Origin of the sequence: Klebsiella pneumoniae complex sp. WS1778 (assembly GCF_049472055.1) — a bacterium.
GTDB classification, from domain to species: Bacteria; Pseudomonadota; Gammaproteobacteria; order Enterobacterales; family Enterobacteriaceae; genus Klebsiella; species Klebsiella quasipneumoniae.
This window is the reverse complement of sequence record NZ_JBKGTJ010000008.1, coordinates 51,562-67,753: the sequence shown is the minus strand read 5'-3', so window position 1 is coordinate 67,753 and position 16,192 is coordinate 51,562. Positions and strand designations below refer to the sequence as shown.

16 protein-coding genes are annotated in these 16,192 nt (G+C 57.9%); 9 read left to right on the top strand and 7 right to left on the bottom strand.

All coding sequences use genetic code 11. The features are described from left to right. Positions 1-82 precede the first annotated feature (82 nt). The 4 genes from hslV (at position 83) to rraA (ending at position 3,525) form a co-directional block, all read left to right on the top strand. Complete coding sequence (gene hslV, locus ACLEXF_RS23495) at positions 83-613, top strand: ATP-dependent protease subunit HslV (RefSeq protein WP_002882918.1); 531 nt, start codon at positions 83-85, stop codon at positions 611-613. Positions 614-622: 9 nt separating this feature from the next. Further along, entirely contained in the window at positions 623-1,957 is a 1,335-nt protein-coding gene (hslU, locus tag ACLEXF_RS23490; RefSeq protein WP_004203674.1) for an HslU--HslV peptidase ATPase subunit, read from the top strand. A 69-nt stretch (positions 1,958-2,026) separates the two neighbouring features. After that, positions 2,027-2,947 (top strand): 1,4-dihydroxy-2-naphthoate polyprenyltransferase, encoded by a 921-nt coding sequence (gene menA / locus ACLEXF_RS23485; RefSeq protein ID WP_004203673.1) that lies wholly within the window; start codon positions 2,027-2,029, stop codon positions 2,945-2,947. Positions 2,948-3,039: 92 nt separating this feature from the next. Further along, positions 3,040-3,525: a ribonuclease E activity regulator RraA gene (gene rraA, locus ACLEXF_RS23480; RefSeq protein WP_002882913.1), complete on the top strand. Its 486-nt coding sequence runs from the start codon at positions 3,040-3,042 to the stop codon at positions 3,523-3,525. 61 nt (positions 3,526-3,586) lie between these two features. Here the strand turns inward: rraA and pfkA are convergent, their stop codons facing one another. The 3 genes from pfkA to cpxP all read right to left on the bottom strand — a co-directional run bounded on the left by pfkA (position 3,587) and on the right by cpxP (position 6,311). After that, the gene (gene pfkA / locus ACLEXF_RS23475; RefSeq protein ID WP_002882911.1) at positions 3,587-4,549 is read right to left on the bottom strand and encodes a 6-phosphofructokinase; all 963 of its coding nucleotides are present in this window, start codon (positions 4,547-4,549) and stop codon (positions 3,587-3,589) included. 196 nt (positions 4,550-4,745) lie between these two features. Then, positions 4,746-5,648, bottom strand: a complete 903-nt coding sequence (gene fieF / locus ACLEXF_RS23470; protein ID WP_002882907.1) for a CDF family cation-efflux transporter FieF — start codon at positions 5,646-5,648, stop codon at positions 4,746-4,748. A 159-nt stretch (positions 5,649-5,807) separates the two neighbouring features. Further along, positions 5,808-6,311, bottom strand: coding sequence for a cell-envelope stress modulator CpxP (gene cpxP / locus ACLEXF_RS23465; RefSeq protein ID WP_004203672.1), 504 nt, complete (start codon positions 6,309-6,311; stop codon positions 5,808-5,810). A gap of 149 nt (positions 6,312-6,460) precedes the next feature. Here cpxP and cpxR point away from each other — a divergent pair, with 149 nt between their 5' ends. Next, positions 6,461-7,159, top strand: a complete 699-nt coding sequence (gene cpxR / locus ACLEXF_RS23460; RefSeq protein ID WP_004203671.1) for an envelope stress response regulator transcription factor CpxR — start codon at positions 6,461-6,463, stop codon at positions 7,157-7,159. Further along, a complete protein-coding gene (cpxA, locus tag ACLEXF_RS23455) occupies positions 7,156-8,529 on the top strand; it encodes an envelope stress sensor histidine kinase CpxA (protein WP_004203670.1) in 1,374 nt (457 codons plus the stop codon). The genes cpxR and cpxA overlap by 4 nt, the downstream gene beginning before the upstream one ends. A gap of 63 nt (positions 8,530-8,592) precedes the next feature. On the opposite strand, the gene yiiM is transcribed toward cpxA, so the two are convergent. Both yiiM and sodA read right to left on the bottom strand, forming a co-directional pair. Beyond that, positions 8,593-9,267, bottom strand: a complete 675-nt coding sequence (gene yiiM / locus ACLEXF_RS23450; RefSeq protein ID WP_423265817.1) for a 6-hydroxyaminopurine reductase — start codon at positions 9,265-9,267, stop codon at positions 8,593-8,595. Between the two features lie 72 nt (positions 9,268-9,339). After that, positions 9,340-9,960, bottom strand: coding sequence for a superoxide dismutase [Mn] (gene sodA, locus ACLEXF_RS23445; protein WP_004203668.1), 621 nt, complete (start codon positions 9,958-9,960; stop codon positions 9,340-9,342). Between the two features lie 289 nt (positions 9,961-10,249). Here sodA and rhaT point away from each other — a divergent pair, with 289 nt between their 5' ends. Next, positions 10,250-11,284, top strand: coding sequence for an L-rhamnose/proton symporter RhaT (gene rhaT, locus ACLEXF_RS23440; protein WP_004203667.1), 1,035 nt, complete (start codon positions 10,250-10,252; stop codon positions 11,282-11,284). A gap of 32 nt (positions 11,285-11,316) precedes the next feature. Here rhaT and rhaR read toward each other — a convergent pair whose 3' ends face one another. Both rhaR and rhaS read right to left on the bottom strand, forming a co-directional pair. Beyond that, a complete protein-coding gene (gene rhaR / locus ACLEXF_RS23435; protein WP_004203666.1) occupies positions 11,317-12,162 on the bottom strand; it encodes an HTH-type transcriptional activator RhaR in 846 nt (281 codons plus the stop codon). 73 nt (positions 12,163-12,235) lie between these two features. Then, the gene (gene rhaS, locus ACLEXF_RS23430) at positions 12,236-13,072 is read right to left on the bottom strand and encodes an HTH-type transcriptional activator RhaS (protein WP_004203665.1); all 837 of its coding nucleotides are present in this window, start codon (positions 13,070-13,072) and stop codon (positions 12,236-12,238) included. 310 nt (positions 13,073-13,382) lie between these two features. Between rhaS and rhaB the strand changes: the two genes are divergently transcribed. Both rhaB and rhaA read left to right on the top strand, forming a co-directional pair. After that, positions 13,383-14,849: a rhamnulokinase gene (gene rhaB / locus ACLEXF_RS23425; RefSeq protein WP_004203664.1), complete on the top strand. Its 1,467-nt coding sequence runs from the start codon at positions 13,383-13,385 to the stop codon at positions 14,847-14,849. Continuing rightward, positions 14,846-16,105, top strand: coding sequence for an L-rhamnose isomerase (rhaA, locus tag ACLEXF_RS23420; RefSeq protein WP_080841803.1), 1,260 nt, complete (start codon positions 14,846-14,848; stop codon positions 16,103-16,105). Before rhaB ends, rhaA begins: the two co-directional genes overlap by 4 nt. Positions 16,106-16,192: the final 87 nt, after the last annotated feature.

The following is a 16,192-nucleotide window of genomic DNA, read 5'->3' as shown; positions in this document are numbered from 1 at the left end:
AAACCCCCCCATCTATAATTGCATTCGGCCCCGCGGACAGCGCGGGGCCCCTGTTCCGCTTTTGCAACCAAGGGGTCTGCTCGTGACTACAATTGTAAGTGTTCGCCGTAACGGCCATGTTGTTATTGCCGGTGATGGCCAGGCCACGCTGGGCAACACCGTAATGAAGGGCAACGTGAAAAAAGTGCGTCGTCTGTACAACGACAAAGTGATTGCCGGTTTCGCTGGTGGCACCGCCGACGCCTTCACGCTGTTCGAACTGTTTGAACGTAAACTGGAAATGCACCAGGGCCATCTGGTGAAGGCCGCCGTTGAGCTGGCTAAAGACTGGCGAACCGATCGGATGTTGCGCAAGCTGGAAGCGCTGCTGGCCGTCGCGGACGAAAACGCGTCGCTTATCATCACCGGTAACGGTGACGTGGTACAGCCGGAAAACGATTTGATTGCTATCGGCTCCGGCGGTCCTTACGCCCAGGCCGCGGCCCGCGCGCTGCTGGAAAACACCGATATGGGCGCGCGCGATATCGCCGAGAAAGCGTTGGATATTGCAGGTGATATCTGCATCTATACCAACCATTTCCACACCATCGAAGAATTACCTTCTAAAGCGTAAGGATCTCCCATGTCTGAAATGACCCCACGCGAAATTGTCAGCGAACTGGACAAACACATTATCGGCCAGGACGCCGCCAAGCGTTCTGTTGCTATCGCCCTGCGTAACCGCTGGCGCCGGATGCAGCTTAACGAAGAGCTGCGTCATGAAGTCACGCCGAAAAACATTCTGATGATCGGCCCAACCGGCGTCGGTAAAACCGAAATCGCTCGTCGTCTGGCGAAACTGGCCAACGCGCCGTTTATTAAAGTTGAAGCGACGAAGTTCACCGAAGTGGGCTATGTCGGTAAAGAAGTGGATTCTATCATCCGCGATCTGACCGATGCGGCGATCAAAATGGTTCGTATGCAGTCCATTGAAAAGAACCGTTACCGCGCGGAAGAGCTGGCTGAAGAGCGCGTACTTGACGTGCTGATCCCACCGGCGAAGAACAACTGGGGCCAGACTGAGCCGTCGCAGGAACCGTCTGCGGCGCGCCAGGCGTTCCGTAAGAAACTGCGTGAAGGCCAGCTGGACGATAAAGAGATTGAAATCGATCTCGCCGCGGCGCCGATGGGCGTTGAAATCATGTCCCCTCCGGGCATGGAAGAGATGACCAGCCAGCTGCAGTCCATGTTCCAGAACCTCGGCGGCCAGAAGCAGAAACCGCGTAAGCTGAAAATCAAAGACGCGATGAAGCTGCTGATTGAAGAAGAAGCGGCCAAACTGGTCAATCCGGAAGAGCTGAAGCAGGAGGCCATCGACGCTGTAGAGCAGCACGGTATCGTCTTTATCGACGAAATCGACAAAATCTGTAAGCGCGGCGGCAACACCTCCGGCCCGGACGTCTCCCGTGAAGGCGTACAGCGCGACCTGCTGCCGCTGGTGGAAGGCTGCACCGTCTCCACTAAGCACGGGATGGTCAAGACCGACCACATCCTGTTCATCGCCTCGGGCGCGTTCCAGGTGGCCAGCCCGTCCGATCTGATCCCGGAACTGCAGGGGCGTCTGCCGATCCGCGTTGAGCTGAAGGCGCTGACCACCCACGACTTCGAGCGCATCCTGACTGAACCGAACGCCTCCATCACCGTGCAGTACAAGGCGCTGATGGCGACCGAAGGGGTGAATATCGAATTTACCGAAGACGGTATCAAGCGTATCGCTCAGGCCGCATGGCAGGTAAACGAAACCACCGAGAACATCGGCGCGCGCCGTCTGCACACCGTGCTGGAGCGCCTGGTGGAAGATATCTCCTATGATGCCAGCGAGATGAACGGCCAGACCGTCACTATCGATGCCGAATATGTGAGTAAGCACCTGGATGTTCTGGTGGCAGATGAAGATCTGAGCCGTTTTATCCTATAATCCGGTGCAATGCATTTTCATCACTGTTGATGGGGGCTATCGCCCCCATTTTTATTGGCTAGAATAACTATGACTGATATCAGCCGTTCTCAGGCGTGGCTGGAAAGCCTGCGTCCTAAAACGTTACCGCTGGCATTTGCCGCGATTATTGTTGGCACCGTCCTTGCCTGGGAGCAGGGGCATTTTGATCCCTGGGTCGCCCTGCTGGCGCTGATCACCGCCGGCTTGCTGCAAATTCTTTCCAACCTCGCCAATGACTACGGCGACGCGGTCAAGGGGAGCGATAAACCGGACCGCATCGGGCCGCTGCGCGGGATGCAGAAAGGGGTGATTACCCCCCAGCAGATGAAGCGCGCCCTGATTGTCACCGTCGCGCTGATCTGTCTGTTTGGTCTGGCGCTGCTGTGCGTCGCCTGGCAGAGCGTCGGCGATTTCATCGGCTTCCTCGCGCTGGGTGGCTTGTCGATCGTGGCCGCCATCACCTACACGGTGGGCACCCGCCCGTATGGTTATATCGGCCTTGGTGATATTTCGGTACTCGTTTTCTTCGGCTGGCTGAGCGTCCTCGGCAGCTGGTATCTGCAAGCGCATAATGTGGAAGCGGCCATCTTTCTGCCGGCAACGGCCTGCGGTCTGCTGGCGACCGCCGTGCTGAACATCAATAACCTGCGTGATATCGACAGCGACCGGCAGAACGGGAAGAACACCCTCGCCGTGCGCCTGGGGCCGGTGAATGCCCGCCGCTATCATGCCTGCCTGCTGCTCGGCGCCCTGCTGTGTCTGGCGCTGTTTAACCTGCTGGCGCTGCATTCAGCCTGGGGCTGGCTGTTTATTCTCGCTACGCCGCTGCTGGTCAAACAGGCGCGTTACGTCCTGCGCGAATCCGATCCGCTGGCGATGCGGCCGATGCTCGAAAAGACGGTCAAAGGGGCTTTACTGACCAACCTACTGTTTGTTATCGGGATTATTGCCAGTAAGCTGGCGGCTTAACTGACAAATATCAATTAACAATTGATGATTTTGCCAACAATGCGATTCGCGGGATATACTAAAAACTCTCGCAGCAACTGAACGTTAAGCCTATGAAATACGATACTTCCGAGCTTTGTGACATCTACCAGGAAGATGTCAACGTCGTGGAACCGCTGTTCTCTAACTTTGGAGGACGGTCGTCGTTTGGTGGACAGATCATTACGGTAAAATGTTTCGAGGATAACGGGTTGCTCTACGATCTGCTCGAGCAGAATGGCCGTGGTCATATTCTCCTGATCGACGGCGGCGGCTCAGTACGACGCGCGTTAATTGACGCTGACCTGGCGCGTCTGGCCGTACAGAATGAATGGGAAGGGTTGGTGGTCTATGGCGCGGTGCGCCAGGTTGACGACCTTGAGGAACTGGATATCGGCATCCAGGCGCTGGCGGCCATTCCGGTCGGCGCAGCTGGCGAAGGCATCGGCGAAAGCGACGTGCGCGTCAATTTCGGCGGCGTGACCTTCTTCAGCGGCGACCATCTGTATGCCGATAACACCGGGATGATCCTGTCGGAAGACCCGCTGGATATCGAATAAACCTTGCGCCATAAAAAAGGCCTTCTCCATGAGAAGGCCTTTTGTTTATCCGGCGCGTAACTTAGTACAGTTTCTTCGCGCAATCCAGCCAGTCGTTCTTGAACGGACGCTTCATGTTCTCGATGGCATCGATGATGTCGTGGTGCACCAGCTTCTCGTTCTGGATGCCGACGCAACGGCCGCCATGGCCCTGCAGCAGCAGCTCAATCGCATAGGCGCCCATGCGGGAAGCCAGGATACGGTCGTAAGGAACCGGGGAACCACCGCGCTGAATGTGGCCGAGGACGGTGGCGCGGGTTTCACGGCCGGTCTCTTTCTCGATGTAGCTTGCCAGCTCGTCAACGTCGCACATGTGCTCAGTGATCGCCACGATAGCGTGTTTTTTCCCTTTCGCGATGCCGGCTTTGATTTCGGCCACCAGATCGTCGCGGGTATATTCCACTTCCGGCACCATGATGAACTCACAGCCGCCAGCAATCGCCGCCGCCAGAGTCAGGTCGCCGCAGTAACGGCCCATCACTTCCACCACGGAGATACGCTGGTGCGAAGAGGAGGTGTCGCGCAGACGGTCAATCGCTTCCACCACGGTGCTCAGAGCGGTGAAGAAGCCGATGGTGTAGTCAGTGCCTTTGATATCGTTGTCGATGGTGCCCGGCAGGCCGATGCACGGGAAGCCCATCTCGGTCAGGCGCATCGCCCCCATATAGGACCCGTCACCACCGATAACCACCAGCGCGTCCAGGCCGCGCTTCTTCATGTTTTCGATAGCCACAGCGCGGATGTGTTCTTCGCGGAATTCCGGGAAGCGAGCGGAGCCCAGGAAGGTGCCGCCGCGGTTGATCATGTCGGAAACGCTGTAACGGTCGAGCTGAACCATACGGTCTTCGTACAAGCCGAGGTAACCGTCATAGATTCCAAAAACTTCCAGACCTTCCGTTAATGCCGCGCGCACAACGCCACGAATTGCTGCGTTCATGCCCGGCGCATCACCGCCACTTGTCAACACACCGATTTTCTTAATCATGACTACCTCTGAACTTAGGAAGCAAAAAATAATTCTGTTGCCTGAAGCGCTCCCTCACCAGGAGTGCACGACGCTAATGACAATAGTATATCAAACGCTTCAAGCTGAATTGATTCAGGTCAGACCAAACGGCGGTAATTTATACAAAAAATGCCGAGCTGACCCACATTTTTACATCGAGTTTACAGACTATAACCTAACGCTCAAAAAAGCCCTGCTGCGCCGCTGGCACCACAGAACTGGGATCCTGATGGATAATGACATCGGATCCCGGGAAACGGCGCAGAATCGCCTGCTCCACCTGGTCTGCAATCACGTGGGCTTGCACCAGCGGGAGGTTATCTTCCATTTCCAAATGAATCTGAATAAAGCGGGTCGGCCCTGACTGCCGCGTTCGTAGATCGTGTGCCCCGCGGATGCCGGGCCATGCGGTCACGATGGTGATAATGTCCTGACGCTCCTCGTCAGGCAAAGCGCGGTCGAGTAACGACTGAACCGCCTCATAGCCCATCCGCAGCGCGCTATATAAAATATAGATGCCAATTCCTAAGGCAAACAACGCATCGGCGCGATGCCAGCCGTACCAGGATAGGCCCAGCGCCACCAGAATGGCGCCGTTCATCATAACATCAGACTGATAATGAAGCATATCCGCCCGCACCGCCTGGCTCTGGGTTTTTCGCACCACCCAGCGCTGGAAAGTCACCAGCGCCAGCGTGCTGACGAGAGCGATCAGCGTCACAACGACCCCGACGCCGGCGGCCTGCAGCGGCTCCGGACGCACCAGGTGCTGAATACCGGTGAGAAACAGGAACAGCGCCGAGCCGGAGATAAACATGCTTTGCGCCAGCGCCGCCAGCGACTCCGCTTTGCCGTGGCCAAAGGTGTGTTCTTCATCAGCTGGTTGCAGCGAATAGCGAACCACCAGCAGGTTGGTCAGCGAGGCGGCAATATCCACCAGCGAATCCACCAGCGCAGCCAGAATACTGACTGAACCGGTATACCACCACGCAAAAATTTTGATCAAAAGTAACGCAGAGGCCATCGCTGTCGCAGCGATAGCGGCGCGGCTGACCAACCGGCCATAAGATTGATTCATATAGGCTCCTTCTCCTGCACTGCGCTTAGTATAACCTGAACTTGTGACGCTCACGGGAAAGGCGAAGAAGTTGATTTGCCGAAAAAAGGGCAAAAAAAACCCCCTCATCATGAGGGGGGAAGACAGGGATGGTGTCTATGGCAAGGAAAACAGGGTTTGTTACTGGGGTTGCAGGGTGTTGCTACTACTCGAAAGCATCATCGCTGAGCCTTTCTGCATCCTTGCAACCTCACGCAACTGATCCATACGTTGCTGGTGCTTAGCATTTAAAACCGCTTGCTGCTCTGGCGTAAGCAGGTGGTACATCTGGTTGCGGACCTTAGCCATCTCGACCTGGCGAGCAACCTGTTCCTGCGCCATCTTTTCTGCCTGAGCGCGCACAGCGTTTTCATCAAAATTTTCTGCGGTGACAAGGCGATGCATTGTCTCCATTTCGCTAACATTAACGGGGAGCCTGTCGTGGCGTGCCCGTTGCATAAGATCCCGTAACTGCTGACGTTGCTGCTCGGTTAAACTTATGCCGTCAAACATATGGCTCTGGCTACCGCGCTGTCCCCCTTCGTCTCCGGGGAGCCAGTTAACGCTGGTAACGACTTCAGCGGCCTGGCTAATTGCACTTAGCGCCAGCGTTGAGGCCATGACGGCAGCGATAACATTGCGCATCACATACTCCCAAAACGTTTGTGTCGCGATTCAACGAGAGACAGTCTACGATTCAGGCTGCAAACATGCGTCAGGGGGTGTAAAACAACGTAAAGTCATGGATTAGCGGGCCTTGATGACGTAATTTCTGCCTCGGAGGTATTTAAACAATGAATAAAATCCTGTTAGTTGATGATGACCGGGAGCTCACCTCCCTGTTAAAAGAGCTGCTCGATATGGAAGGTTTTAACGTGCTGGTGGCCCATGATGGGGAACAGGCGCTGGCCCTTCTGGACGACAGCATTGATTTATTGCTGCTCGACGTAATGATGCCGAAGAAAAACGGTATCGATACGCTGAAAGAGCTGCGTCAGACACACCAGACACCGGTTATCATGCTAACAGCGCGCGGGAGCGAGCTGGATCGCGTTCTCGGCCTCGAGCTGGGCGCAGATGACTATTTGCCTAAGCCGTTCAACGATCGTGAACTGGTGGCGCGTATACGCGCGATTCTGCGCCGTTCCCACTGGAGCGAACAGCAGCAGACGACCGAAGCCGGTTCGCCGACCCTGGAAGTGGATGCCTTAAGCCTCAATCCGGGCCGTCAGGAAGCCAATTTCGATGGCCAGACGCTGGAGCTCACCGGCACCGAGTTCACCCTGCTCTATCTGTTAGCGCAGCATCTCGGCCAGGTGGTGTCACGCGAACATTTAAGCCAGGAAGTGTTAGGCAAGCGCCTGACGCCGTTCGACCGCGCTATCGATATGCATATTTCCAACCTGCGGCGTAAGCTGCCGGAGCGCAAAGATGGCCATCCGTGGTTTAAAACGCTGCGTGGCCGCGGGTATCTGATGGTTTCCGCTTCATGATTGGAAGTTTGACTGCACGCATCTTCGCCATCTTCTGGCTCACGCTGGCGCTGGTGTTGATGCTGGTGCTGATGTTGCCCAAACTGGACTCCCGGCAGATGACCGAGCTGCTGGAAAGCGAGCAGCGTCAAGGCATCATGATCGAGCAGCACGTCGAGGCCGAGCTGGCCAACGATCCGCCAAACGACCTGATGTGGTGGCGTCGTCTGTTTCGCGCCATCGATAAATGGGCGCCTCCTGGGCAACGCCTGCTGCTGGTGACCAGCGAAGGCCGCGTGATCGGCGCAGAACGCAACGAGATGCAGATCATTCGCAACTTTATCGGCCAGGCCGATAACGCCGATCATCCGCAGAAAAAACGCTATGGCCGCCTGGAAATGGTGGGCCCGTTCTCCGTCAGGGATGGGGAGGATAACTATCAGCTGTATCTGATCCGTCCCGCCAGCACCTCACAATCCGACTTTATCAACCTGCTGTTTGACCGGCCGCTGCTGCTGCTGATCGTCACAATGCTGGTTAGCGCCCCGCTGCTGCTGTGGCTGGCGTGGAGCCTGGCGAAACCAGCGCGTAAGCTGAAAAATGCCGCCGACGAGGTCGCCCAGGGCAACCTGCGGCAGCATCCGGAGCTGGAAGCTGGACCGCAGGAGTTTTTAGCCGCCGGCGCCAGCTTTAACCAGATGGTGACGGCCCTGGAGCGGATGATGACCAGCCAGCAACGGCTACTGTCCGATATCTCGCATGAGCTGCGCACGCCGCTTACGCGCCTGCAGTTGGGCACCGCCCTGCTGCGCCGCCGCAGCGGTGAGAGCAAGGAGCTGGAGCGCATCGAAACTGAAGCGCACCGGCTGGACAGCATGATCAACGACCTGCTGGTGATGTCGCGCAATCAGGCGAAAAACGCCCTGGTGAGCGAGACGGTCAAAGCCAATCAGCTGTGGAGCGAAGTGCTGGACAACGCGGCGTTTGAAGCCGAGCAGATGGGTAAATCCTTCACCGTTGAGTATCCTCCTGGCCCGTGGCCGCTGTACGGTAACCCCAATGCGCTGGAAAGCGCGCTGGAGAACATCGTCCGCAACGCCCTGCGCTACTCGCACACGAAGATTTCCGTCAGCTTCTCGGTGGATAAAGACGGGATTACGGTTAACGTCGATGACGACGGCCCGGGAGTCAGTCCGGAGGATCGCGAGCAGATTTTCCGGCCATTCTACCGGACCGACGAGGCGCGCGACCGCGAGTCCGGCGGCACCGGCCTGGGGCTGGCGATTGTCGAAACCGCTATTCAGCAGCACCGTGGCTGGGTGAAGGCCGACGACAGCCCGCTGGGCGGTCTGCGCTTAACCCTCTGGCTGCCGCTGTATAAGCGCACCTGATGCTATCCCGGCTTGCGCTACGCTAAGCCGGGAGCATCCCCGGAAATACTCAATATGGGGGAATTATTTCCCCCATAATCTCCGTGAATTATCTTCGATCTTGCCGCTTAAACGGCGCTTCTGCATGGTTCTGCTCCAGCTCACCGACAGGCCCGCGGCCGACAATAAGCGGTGGTACTGATCGTCATCAAACGGTATATGCCAGGCAATCGCTCCGGCCTCATGGACGCTGACCTCACTCAGGCGAGAGACCAGCTCGAGCGGCGCATCGCTGGAGACTTTCCCCCCGGCGATCACCCGATACAACCAGCCGGTCTTCCCGCTGTTTTGCATCAGCTGAGCCATGTCATTGATCGAAAAATGAAAGTTGAGCTTGAAGCACGGAGAGCGCGGCTGGGTGACCTGGATCAGCGCCTCGCCCCAGCGAAAGATATCGCCAATGTAGACGTTTTGTTCGGTGAGCCCGGTGGTGGAGAGGTTTTCGCCGAACGCCGGGGCGCAGAACCGATCGGCCTGCTGGGGGAATTCACGGATCCAGTCGGCATAGTGTTCGCGCGGATAGTGACACAACGCGCGGTCCGGCCCGCCGTGGATTTTCTTCTCCGCCTGCTCATCCCCTTCGAGACCGAGATCGCCGAGCTGCAACTCGCCGTCAACCTGGATTTTGCCGATCGCGCTGGGACGACTGCCCGTGTAGTCCCTGATTTTGCCAACAAAGACATTCACCGGATAATGCATCTCTGCTCTCCTTGCTACCGATATAAAAAAAGCGAGCCATCAGACTCGCTTCTCTCTTAGCACATTGCAACCTTATTTTTTGGCGGCAAAACGCGCTGCAGCTTCGTCCCAGTTCACCACATCCCAGAAGGCTTTGATGTAGTCCGGGCGACGGTTCTGGAATTTCAGGTAGTAAGCGTGTTCCCACACGTCCAGACCCAGGATCGGGAAGCCGGAAGCGCCGGAAATGGCTTCGCCCATCAGCGGGGAATCCTGGTTAGCGGTGGAGACAACGGCCAGTTTGTCACCTTTCAGGACCAGCCACGCCCAGCCGGAACCGAAACGGGTAGCAGCGGCTTTTTCAAATTCCGCTTTGAAGTTGTCCACAGAGCCGAAATCGCGCTCGATAGCCGCTTTCAGGTCGCCCTGCAGAGTGGTACCGGTTTTCAGGCCTTTCCAGAACAGGCTGTGGTTCGCGTGGCCGCCGGCGTTGTTACGCAGTACGGTTTTTTTGTCAGCCGGCAGCTGATCCAGCTTGGTGATCAGCTCTTCAGCGGACAGGTTAGCGAACTCCGGCAGGCTTTCCAGCGCGGCGTTGGCATTGTTCACGTAGGTCTGATGGTGTTTGGTGTGATGGATCTCCATCGTCTGCTTGTCGAAGTGCGGTTCCAGAGCATCGTAAGCGTACGGCAGGGATGGCAGGGTATAGCTCATAATCATCTCCATTATTGTCGAGCGGCTCAAGTGTTAACGCCGCGTAAGCAGTTTGTCCATTATAGTTAATTAAATGGTATTGAAAATGCTTATCAATGCCGTATTTTTCATATGGATATAACCAGAAGAAATACCCGCCGTTTTGTGATGTAGAACAACTAATTAAGCCCATGGTTGCCAGAGTTCGCCATCCTGTGGCAACGTCCTGAAGGCGGCCAAAGCGGCTAATTTTTACACTCATCGCATCGGAAGCCGCCGTCTCCGATAAAAAAAGATGAGGATAAAATCAATGAACCACGCGATTACGATGGGTATTTTTTGGCATTTGATAGGGGCCGCCAGTGCCGCCTGTTTCTATGCCCCGTTCAAGAAAGTAAAACACTGGTCGTGGGAAACCATGTGGTCGGTCGGGGGGATCGTCTCCTGGCTGATCCTGCCCTGGGCCATCAGCGCCACGCTGTTACCCGATTTCTGGGCCTACTACCGTTCCTTTAACGCCTCCACGCTGCTGCCGGTCTTTCTGTTCGGCGCCATGTGGGGTATCGGTAATATCAACTATGGCCTGACCATGCGCTATCTCGGCATGTCGATGGGGATTGGCATCGCCATTGGCATCACGCTGATTGTCGGTACGCTGATGACGCCGATTATTAACGGTCAGTTTTCGGTGCTGATGCACACCCAGGGCGGTCAAATGACGCTGCTCGGCGTGCTGGTGGCGGTGGTTGGCGTTGGCATCGTCACCCGCGCGGGCCAGCTGAAAGAGCGCAAAATGGGCATCAAAGCCGAAGAGTTCAATCTGAAGAGAGGGCTTCTGCTGGCGGTGATGTGCGGTATCTTCTCGGCAGGGATGTCGTTCGCGATGAACGCCGCCAAACCGATGCATGATGCCGCCGCGGCGCTCGGCGTCGACCCGTTATATGCGGCGCTGCCAAGCTACGTGGTGATTATGGGCGGCGGGGCGCTGGTTAACCTTGGCTTCTGCTTTATTCGTTTGGCAAAAGTGAAGAGCCTGTCCGTCAAAGCCGATTTCTCGCTGGCCAAACCCCTCATCATCAGCAACCTGCTGCTTTCCGCCCTCGGCGGCCTGATGTGGTATCTCCAGTTCTTCTTCTATGCCTGGGGCCACGCCAGCATTCCGGCGCAGTATGACTATATGAGCTGGATGCTGCACATGAGCTTCTACGTACTGTGCGGCGGTCTGGTGGGTCTGGTGCTGAAGGAGTGGAACAACGCCGGTCGTCGTCCGGTGAGCGTCCTGAGCCTCGGCTGCGTGGTGATCATCATCGCCGCCAACATCGTCGGTCTGGGAATGGCCCGTTAAGCACCGGAGCATTTGCCTGACAAAGACGCGCTTCAGGCGGCGGCGCGACTGCGCTGCCGCCACTGCCCCGGCGACATGCCGATTTCCCGGCTGAACACCACCGAAAAGTAGTTACTGTCCTCAAAGCCGCACTGCATGGCGATATCGCCGATTAAGCGCTCGGTATGCTGCAACAGATACTGCGCATGGCAGATCCGCAGCTGGCGTAAATAGTGATTGATGGTCATCCCGGTTTGCTGGCGAAACTGCTGACGTAGCGCCCGCTCGCTGCCGCCCTCCTGCTCGCAGAAACGCTCCAGGACAAAGGGGCGGCTCAGGCTGGCCGCCAGCGCGGCCAGCAGTTTGTCCAACAGCGCTTCGCGCTGCGTCGCCGCCAGATTATCTGTCGCGTAGCGATGCCGCTGGAGGGTCAGCGCCAGCTGAGCAAACAACAGCTCGGCCATCGCATTCCCCTGCGCATCGTGCCGGGAACACTCATGCTCAAGCTGACTAATCACCTGACGCGCCTGCGCCATACCGGTGCTGCCCATGCGCCAGTGGGGCTTCCACGGGGTGCCGAAGAGGCCAGGGATCGCCCCCGCCCAGTCGAAATTGAGCTGCAGCCGCTCCGGGCAATAGATGATGTTCTGCAGAACCAGATCGTTAACGGAAGCATAGGAGTGTTTATCTTCGGCGCGAATATAGAACAGATCGCCGCGGGTAATGCGCCAGGGACGGTCGTTGAGAACATGCAGCCCGTTGCCCCGCCACACCAGCACCAGCTCGCAGAACTCATGGGTGTGTTCAGCGAAGACGTTTTGCGGATAGCGGTCAGCCACCGCCACCGCCTGCGTGGCGGAAGGGAAAAATTCCTCTTTACGTAGAATCAAACCGGCCACGGCTCACACTCCTAACGCGGATAACGGCGCATTATTCGCGTTTTTGCTCCGCAATACGTTGACTCCTCTCGCGTTACTGAAGAATAGCGTCGCGCCCCTGGCGGATATCGCGCGGCGACCAGGAAAACTCGCGGCGAAAAAGCGTCGAAAAGTGGTTACTGTCGCCGAATCCGCAGCGATAGGCGATATCCGTCACGCTTTCATCGCTGTGGCGCAGCAGGTGGCGGGCTTTCATCAGGCGCACCCGATTGAGATAGCGCTGCGGCGTCAGGCCGGTCTGCTGCTTCAGCTGACGGTGTAGTGTACGCAGCGATAGCGAAAACTGCGCCGCCACCTCCTCCCAGCAGATCTCCTGCGCAAAATGGTCTTCCAGCCAGGCCAGCAGCTGATTCAGCCGCGCATCGTTGTTGGTGGCCTCTTCCGCAAGGCTGCTTTTCCGCAGCAGCACCAATAGCTGCATAAACAGGATCTCACGGCTGGCGACGGCATGGGTATCCGTTTCGCTCCCCATGGCCTCCATCTGCGCCACGATATGCCGAACCTGCTGCAGGACCGTCTGGTTCACCCGCCAGTGCGATGGGTAGTTGCCCTCCTGCTCCTGGGGCAGCAGTTGGCTGACCCCGGCGAGAAACCGAAACGCATCCGGCGCGCGATAGAGCACGTTGGTCAGACACAGATTGTCCGTGTGCTCGTAAAGATGCCGGTCGTGATCGCGAATAAAGCAGACCGAGCCGCCACCGATGGTATAGGGCTGGCCATTGAAGACGTGAATGCCCGTACCCTGCTCCACGATGACAATTTCATGAAAATCATGGTGATGCTCAGGAAAGGCCGACTGAGGGAGGCGGGGTTCAATAGCCACCGTCGAGATCCCGGCCTTAAAGAAATCCGTACTGTGCAATATGGTCATGATGCCACCCTCGTAATGAGAAAAATTATCAGTCACCGGCTGATAGTAATGAAGGGTTGGCTATCCGGCCTTCAATTTTTGACCATGAAATTCGTAAATCCTGCCGCTTTTTCAAGAATCAGCCGGAAAGATGCGGAACTGCGGACCCCATCACATCCTCCTTACCACCGCCCAAAACCGCAATTTGTGATTTTCCTCACGGTCACCTTTGCTTTCTTGCCAGCGGCCAGTTTCGGCTGTCCGTAGCGAGAAGGTGTGAGTCAGCGCCCTTTTTTAGACTGCGGACAATGATTTTAAGAAGGATCGTTCCATGAGTATTCGTCATTGTGTCGCCGTCGATTTAGGCGCCTCCAGCGGGCGGGTCATGCTCGCCAGCTATCAGTCCGGGCCGCGCGCCCTGACGCTGCGTGAAATTCATCGCTTCACCAACAGCCTGCAGAAGGTCGATGGCTTCGACTGCTGGGATCTCGATAGCCTCGAAGGCGAGATCCGCCGCGGGCTGGAGAAAGTGTGTGAGCAGGGCATCCTGATCGACAGCATCGGCATCGATACCTGGGGCGTGGATTATGTCCTGCTGGATAAGCAGGGTCAGCGCGTCGGGCTGCCGGTCTCCTATCGTGACGATCGCACCCAGGGCCTGCTACGTCACGCTGAAGAACAGCTGGGCCGGGCGGAGATCTATCGCCGCAGTGGCATTCAGTTTCTGCCGTTTAACACCCTTTATCAGCTGCGCGCCCTGGTGGAACAGCAACCGGAGCTGGTCAGTCAGGCCGCCCATGCCCTGCTGATCCCCGACTATTTCAGCTTCCGCCTGACCGGCAATCTGAACTGGGAATATACCAACGCCACCACCACCCAGTTGGTCAACATCCACAGCGATAACTGGGATGAGACGCTGCTGAACTGGACCGGCGCGCCGCGCGAGTGGTTTGGCACCCCGACGCATCCCGGCAATGTGACAGGCCACTGGATCTGCCCGCAAGGCAACCGTATTCCGGTGGTCGCCGTCGCCAGTCACGACACCGCCAGCGCGGTGATCGCCTCCCCGCTGGCCGACCGCCACGCCGCCTATCTCTCCTCCGGCACCTGGTCGCTGATGGGGTTTGAAAGCCTGACCCCTTACACCTGCGACGCGGCGCTGCAGGCCAATATCACCAACGAAGGCGGAGCCGAAGGCCGCTATCGGGTGCTGAAAAATATCATGGGCCTGTGGCTGCTGCAGCGGGTGCTGAAAGAACAAAACGTCAGCGACCTGCAGGGGCTGATCGCCCGCACTGCCGCGCTGCCGGCGTGTCGCTTCATCATTGACTGCAATGACGACCGCTTTATCAACCCGGCCAGTATGAGCGCCGAGATCCAGGCCGCCTGCCGCGGATCCGGCCAGCCGGTTCCTCACAGCGACGCCGAACTGGCGCGCTGCATTTTCGACAGCCTGGCGCTGCTCTACGCCCGGGTGCTTAACGAGCTGGCGGCGCTGCGCGGCCAGCCCTTCAGCCAGCTGCATATCGTCGGCGGCGGCTGCCAGAACGAACTGCTCAACCAGCTGTGCGCCGACGCCTGCGGGATCGCCGTCGTGGCCGGCCCGACAGAGGCCTCCACCCTCGGCAATATCGGCATCCAGTTAATGACCCTCGACGAGCTGGCCAGCGTCGATGAGTTTCGTCAGGTGGTGCGCGGCAATGCGTCCCTCACCGCCTTTACCCCCAATCCTGATAGTGAAATTGCCCGTTTCGTGGCGCAGTTTCAGCCACAACAGACCAAGGAGCTTTGCGCATGACCACTCAACTTGAACAAGCCTGGGAAATTGCTAAGCAGCGCTACGCCGCCGTCGGCGTGGATGTCGAGGAGGCCCTGCGCCAGCTGGACCGTCTGCCCGTCTCCATGCACTGCTGGCAGGGTGACGACGTCGCCGGGTTCGAAAATCCGGCGGGAAGCCTGACCGGCGGCATCCAGGCCACCGGCAATTACCCGGGCAAAGCGCGCAATGCTCAGGAGCTACGCGCCGACCTTGAGCAGGCGCTGAGCCTGATTCCGGGGCCAAAACGTCTCAACCTGCACGCTATTTATCTGGAAGCCGACGCGCCGGTGGCGCGCAATGAGATAAAGCCGGAGCACTTTAAAAACTGGGTCGAGTGGGCGAAAGCCAACAAACTGGGGCTGGATTTCAACCCCTCCTGCTTCTCGCATCCGCTGAGCGCCGACGGCTTTACCCTGTCGCATGCCAACGATGAGATCCGCCAGTTCTGGATCGACCACTGCAAAGCCAGCCGCCGCGTATCCGCTTATTTTGGCGAACAGCTGGGCACCCCGTCGGTGATGAATATCTGGGTGCCGGACGGCATGAAGGACATTACCGTTGACCGCTTCGCGCCGCGCCAGCGGCTGCTGAACGCGCTGGATGAAGTCATCAGCGAAAAATTCGCCCCGGCGCACCACATTGACGCCGTCGAGAGCAAGCTGTTCGGTATCGGCGCCGAAAGCTACACCGTCGGCTCCAACGAGTTCTATATGGGCTATGCCACCAGCCGCCAGACGGCGCTGTGCCTGGATGCCGGCCACTTCCACCCGACGGAGGTCATCTCCGACAAGATCTCCGCCGCCATGCTCTACATCCCGCGCCTGCTGCTGCACGTCAGCCGCCCGGTGCGCTGGGACAGCGACCACGTGGTACTGCTGGATGATGAGACTCAGGCCATCGCCAGCGAAATCATTCGCCATAACCTGTTTGACCGCGTACACATCGGCCTCGACTTCTTCGATGCCTCCATCAACCGCATCGCGGCCTGGGTGATTGGTACCCGCAATATGAAAAAAGCGCTGCTGCGCGCCCTGCTGGAACCGACCAACCAGCTGCGCCAGCTGGAGAACGACGGCGATTACACCGCCCGCCTGGCGCTGCTCGAAGAGCAAAAATCCCTGCCGTGGCAGGCCATCTGGGAGATGTACTGCCAGCGTCACGACACGCCGGCGGGCAGCCAGTGGCTGGACAACGTGCGGGCTTATGAGAATGCGGTTCTGAGCCAGCGCGGGTAATGCACGGGCTTCCTCGGGTCGCGGCTGACGCCTTACCCGGGCTACGAACTGCGCGATGTTGCCAGAGCGCACCGAACCGTTCCCTCT

Coding starts and splice junctions, on each gene's coding strand:
- rhaA (WP_080841803.1), top strand. CDS start 14,846: ATGACCACTCAACTTGAACAAGCCTGGGAAATTGCTAAGCAGCGCTAC.
- rhaB (WP_004203664.1), top strand. CDS start 13,383: ATGAGTATTCGTCATTGTGTCGCCGTCGATTTAGGCGCCTCCAGCGGG.
- hslU (WP_004203674.1), top strand. CDS start 623: ATGTCTGAAATGACCCCACGCGAAATTGTCAGCGAACTGGACAAACAC.
- menA (WP_004203673.1), top strand. CDS start 2,027: ATGACTGATATCAGCCGTTCTCAGGCGTGGCTGGAAAGCCTGCGTCCT.
- fieF (WP_002882907.1), bottom strand. CDS start 5,648: ATGAATCAATCTTATGGCCGGTTGGTCAGCCGCGCCGCTATCGCTGCG.
- cpxA (WP_004203670.1), top strand. CDS start 7,156: ATGATTGGAAGTTTGACTGCACGCATCTTCGCCATCTTCTGGCTCACG.
- cpxP (WP_004203672.1), bottom strand. CDS start 6,311: ATGCGCAATGTTATCGCTGCCGTCATGGCCTCAACGCTGGCGCTAAGT.
- cpxR (WP_004203671.1), top strand. CDS start 6,461: ATGAATAAAATCCTGTTAGTTGATGATGACCGGGAGCTCACCTCCCTG.
- rhaT (WP_004203667.1), top strand. CDS start 10,250: ATGAACCACGCGATTACGATGGGTATTTTTTGGCATTTGATAGGGGCC.
- rhaS (WP_004203665.1), bottom strand. CDS start 13,072: ATGACCATATTGCACAGTACGGATTTCTTTAAGGCCGGGATCTCGACG.
- rraA (WP_002882913.1), top strand. CDS start 3,040: ATGAAATACGATACTTCCGAGCTTTGTGACATCTACCAGGAAGATGTC.
- pfkA (WP_002882911.1), bottom strand. CDS start 4,549: ATGATTAAGAAAATCGGTGTGTTGACAAGTGGCGGTGATGCGCCGGGC.
- yiiM (WP_423265817.1), bottom strand. CDS start 9,267: ATGCATTATCCGGTGAATGTCTTTGTTGGCAAAATCAGGGACTACACG.
- sodA (WP_004203668.1), bottom strand. CDS start 9,960: ATGAGCTATACCCTGCCATCCCTGCCGTACGCTTACGATGCTCTGGAA.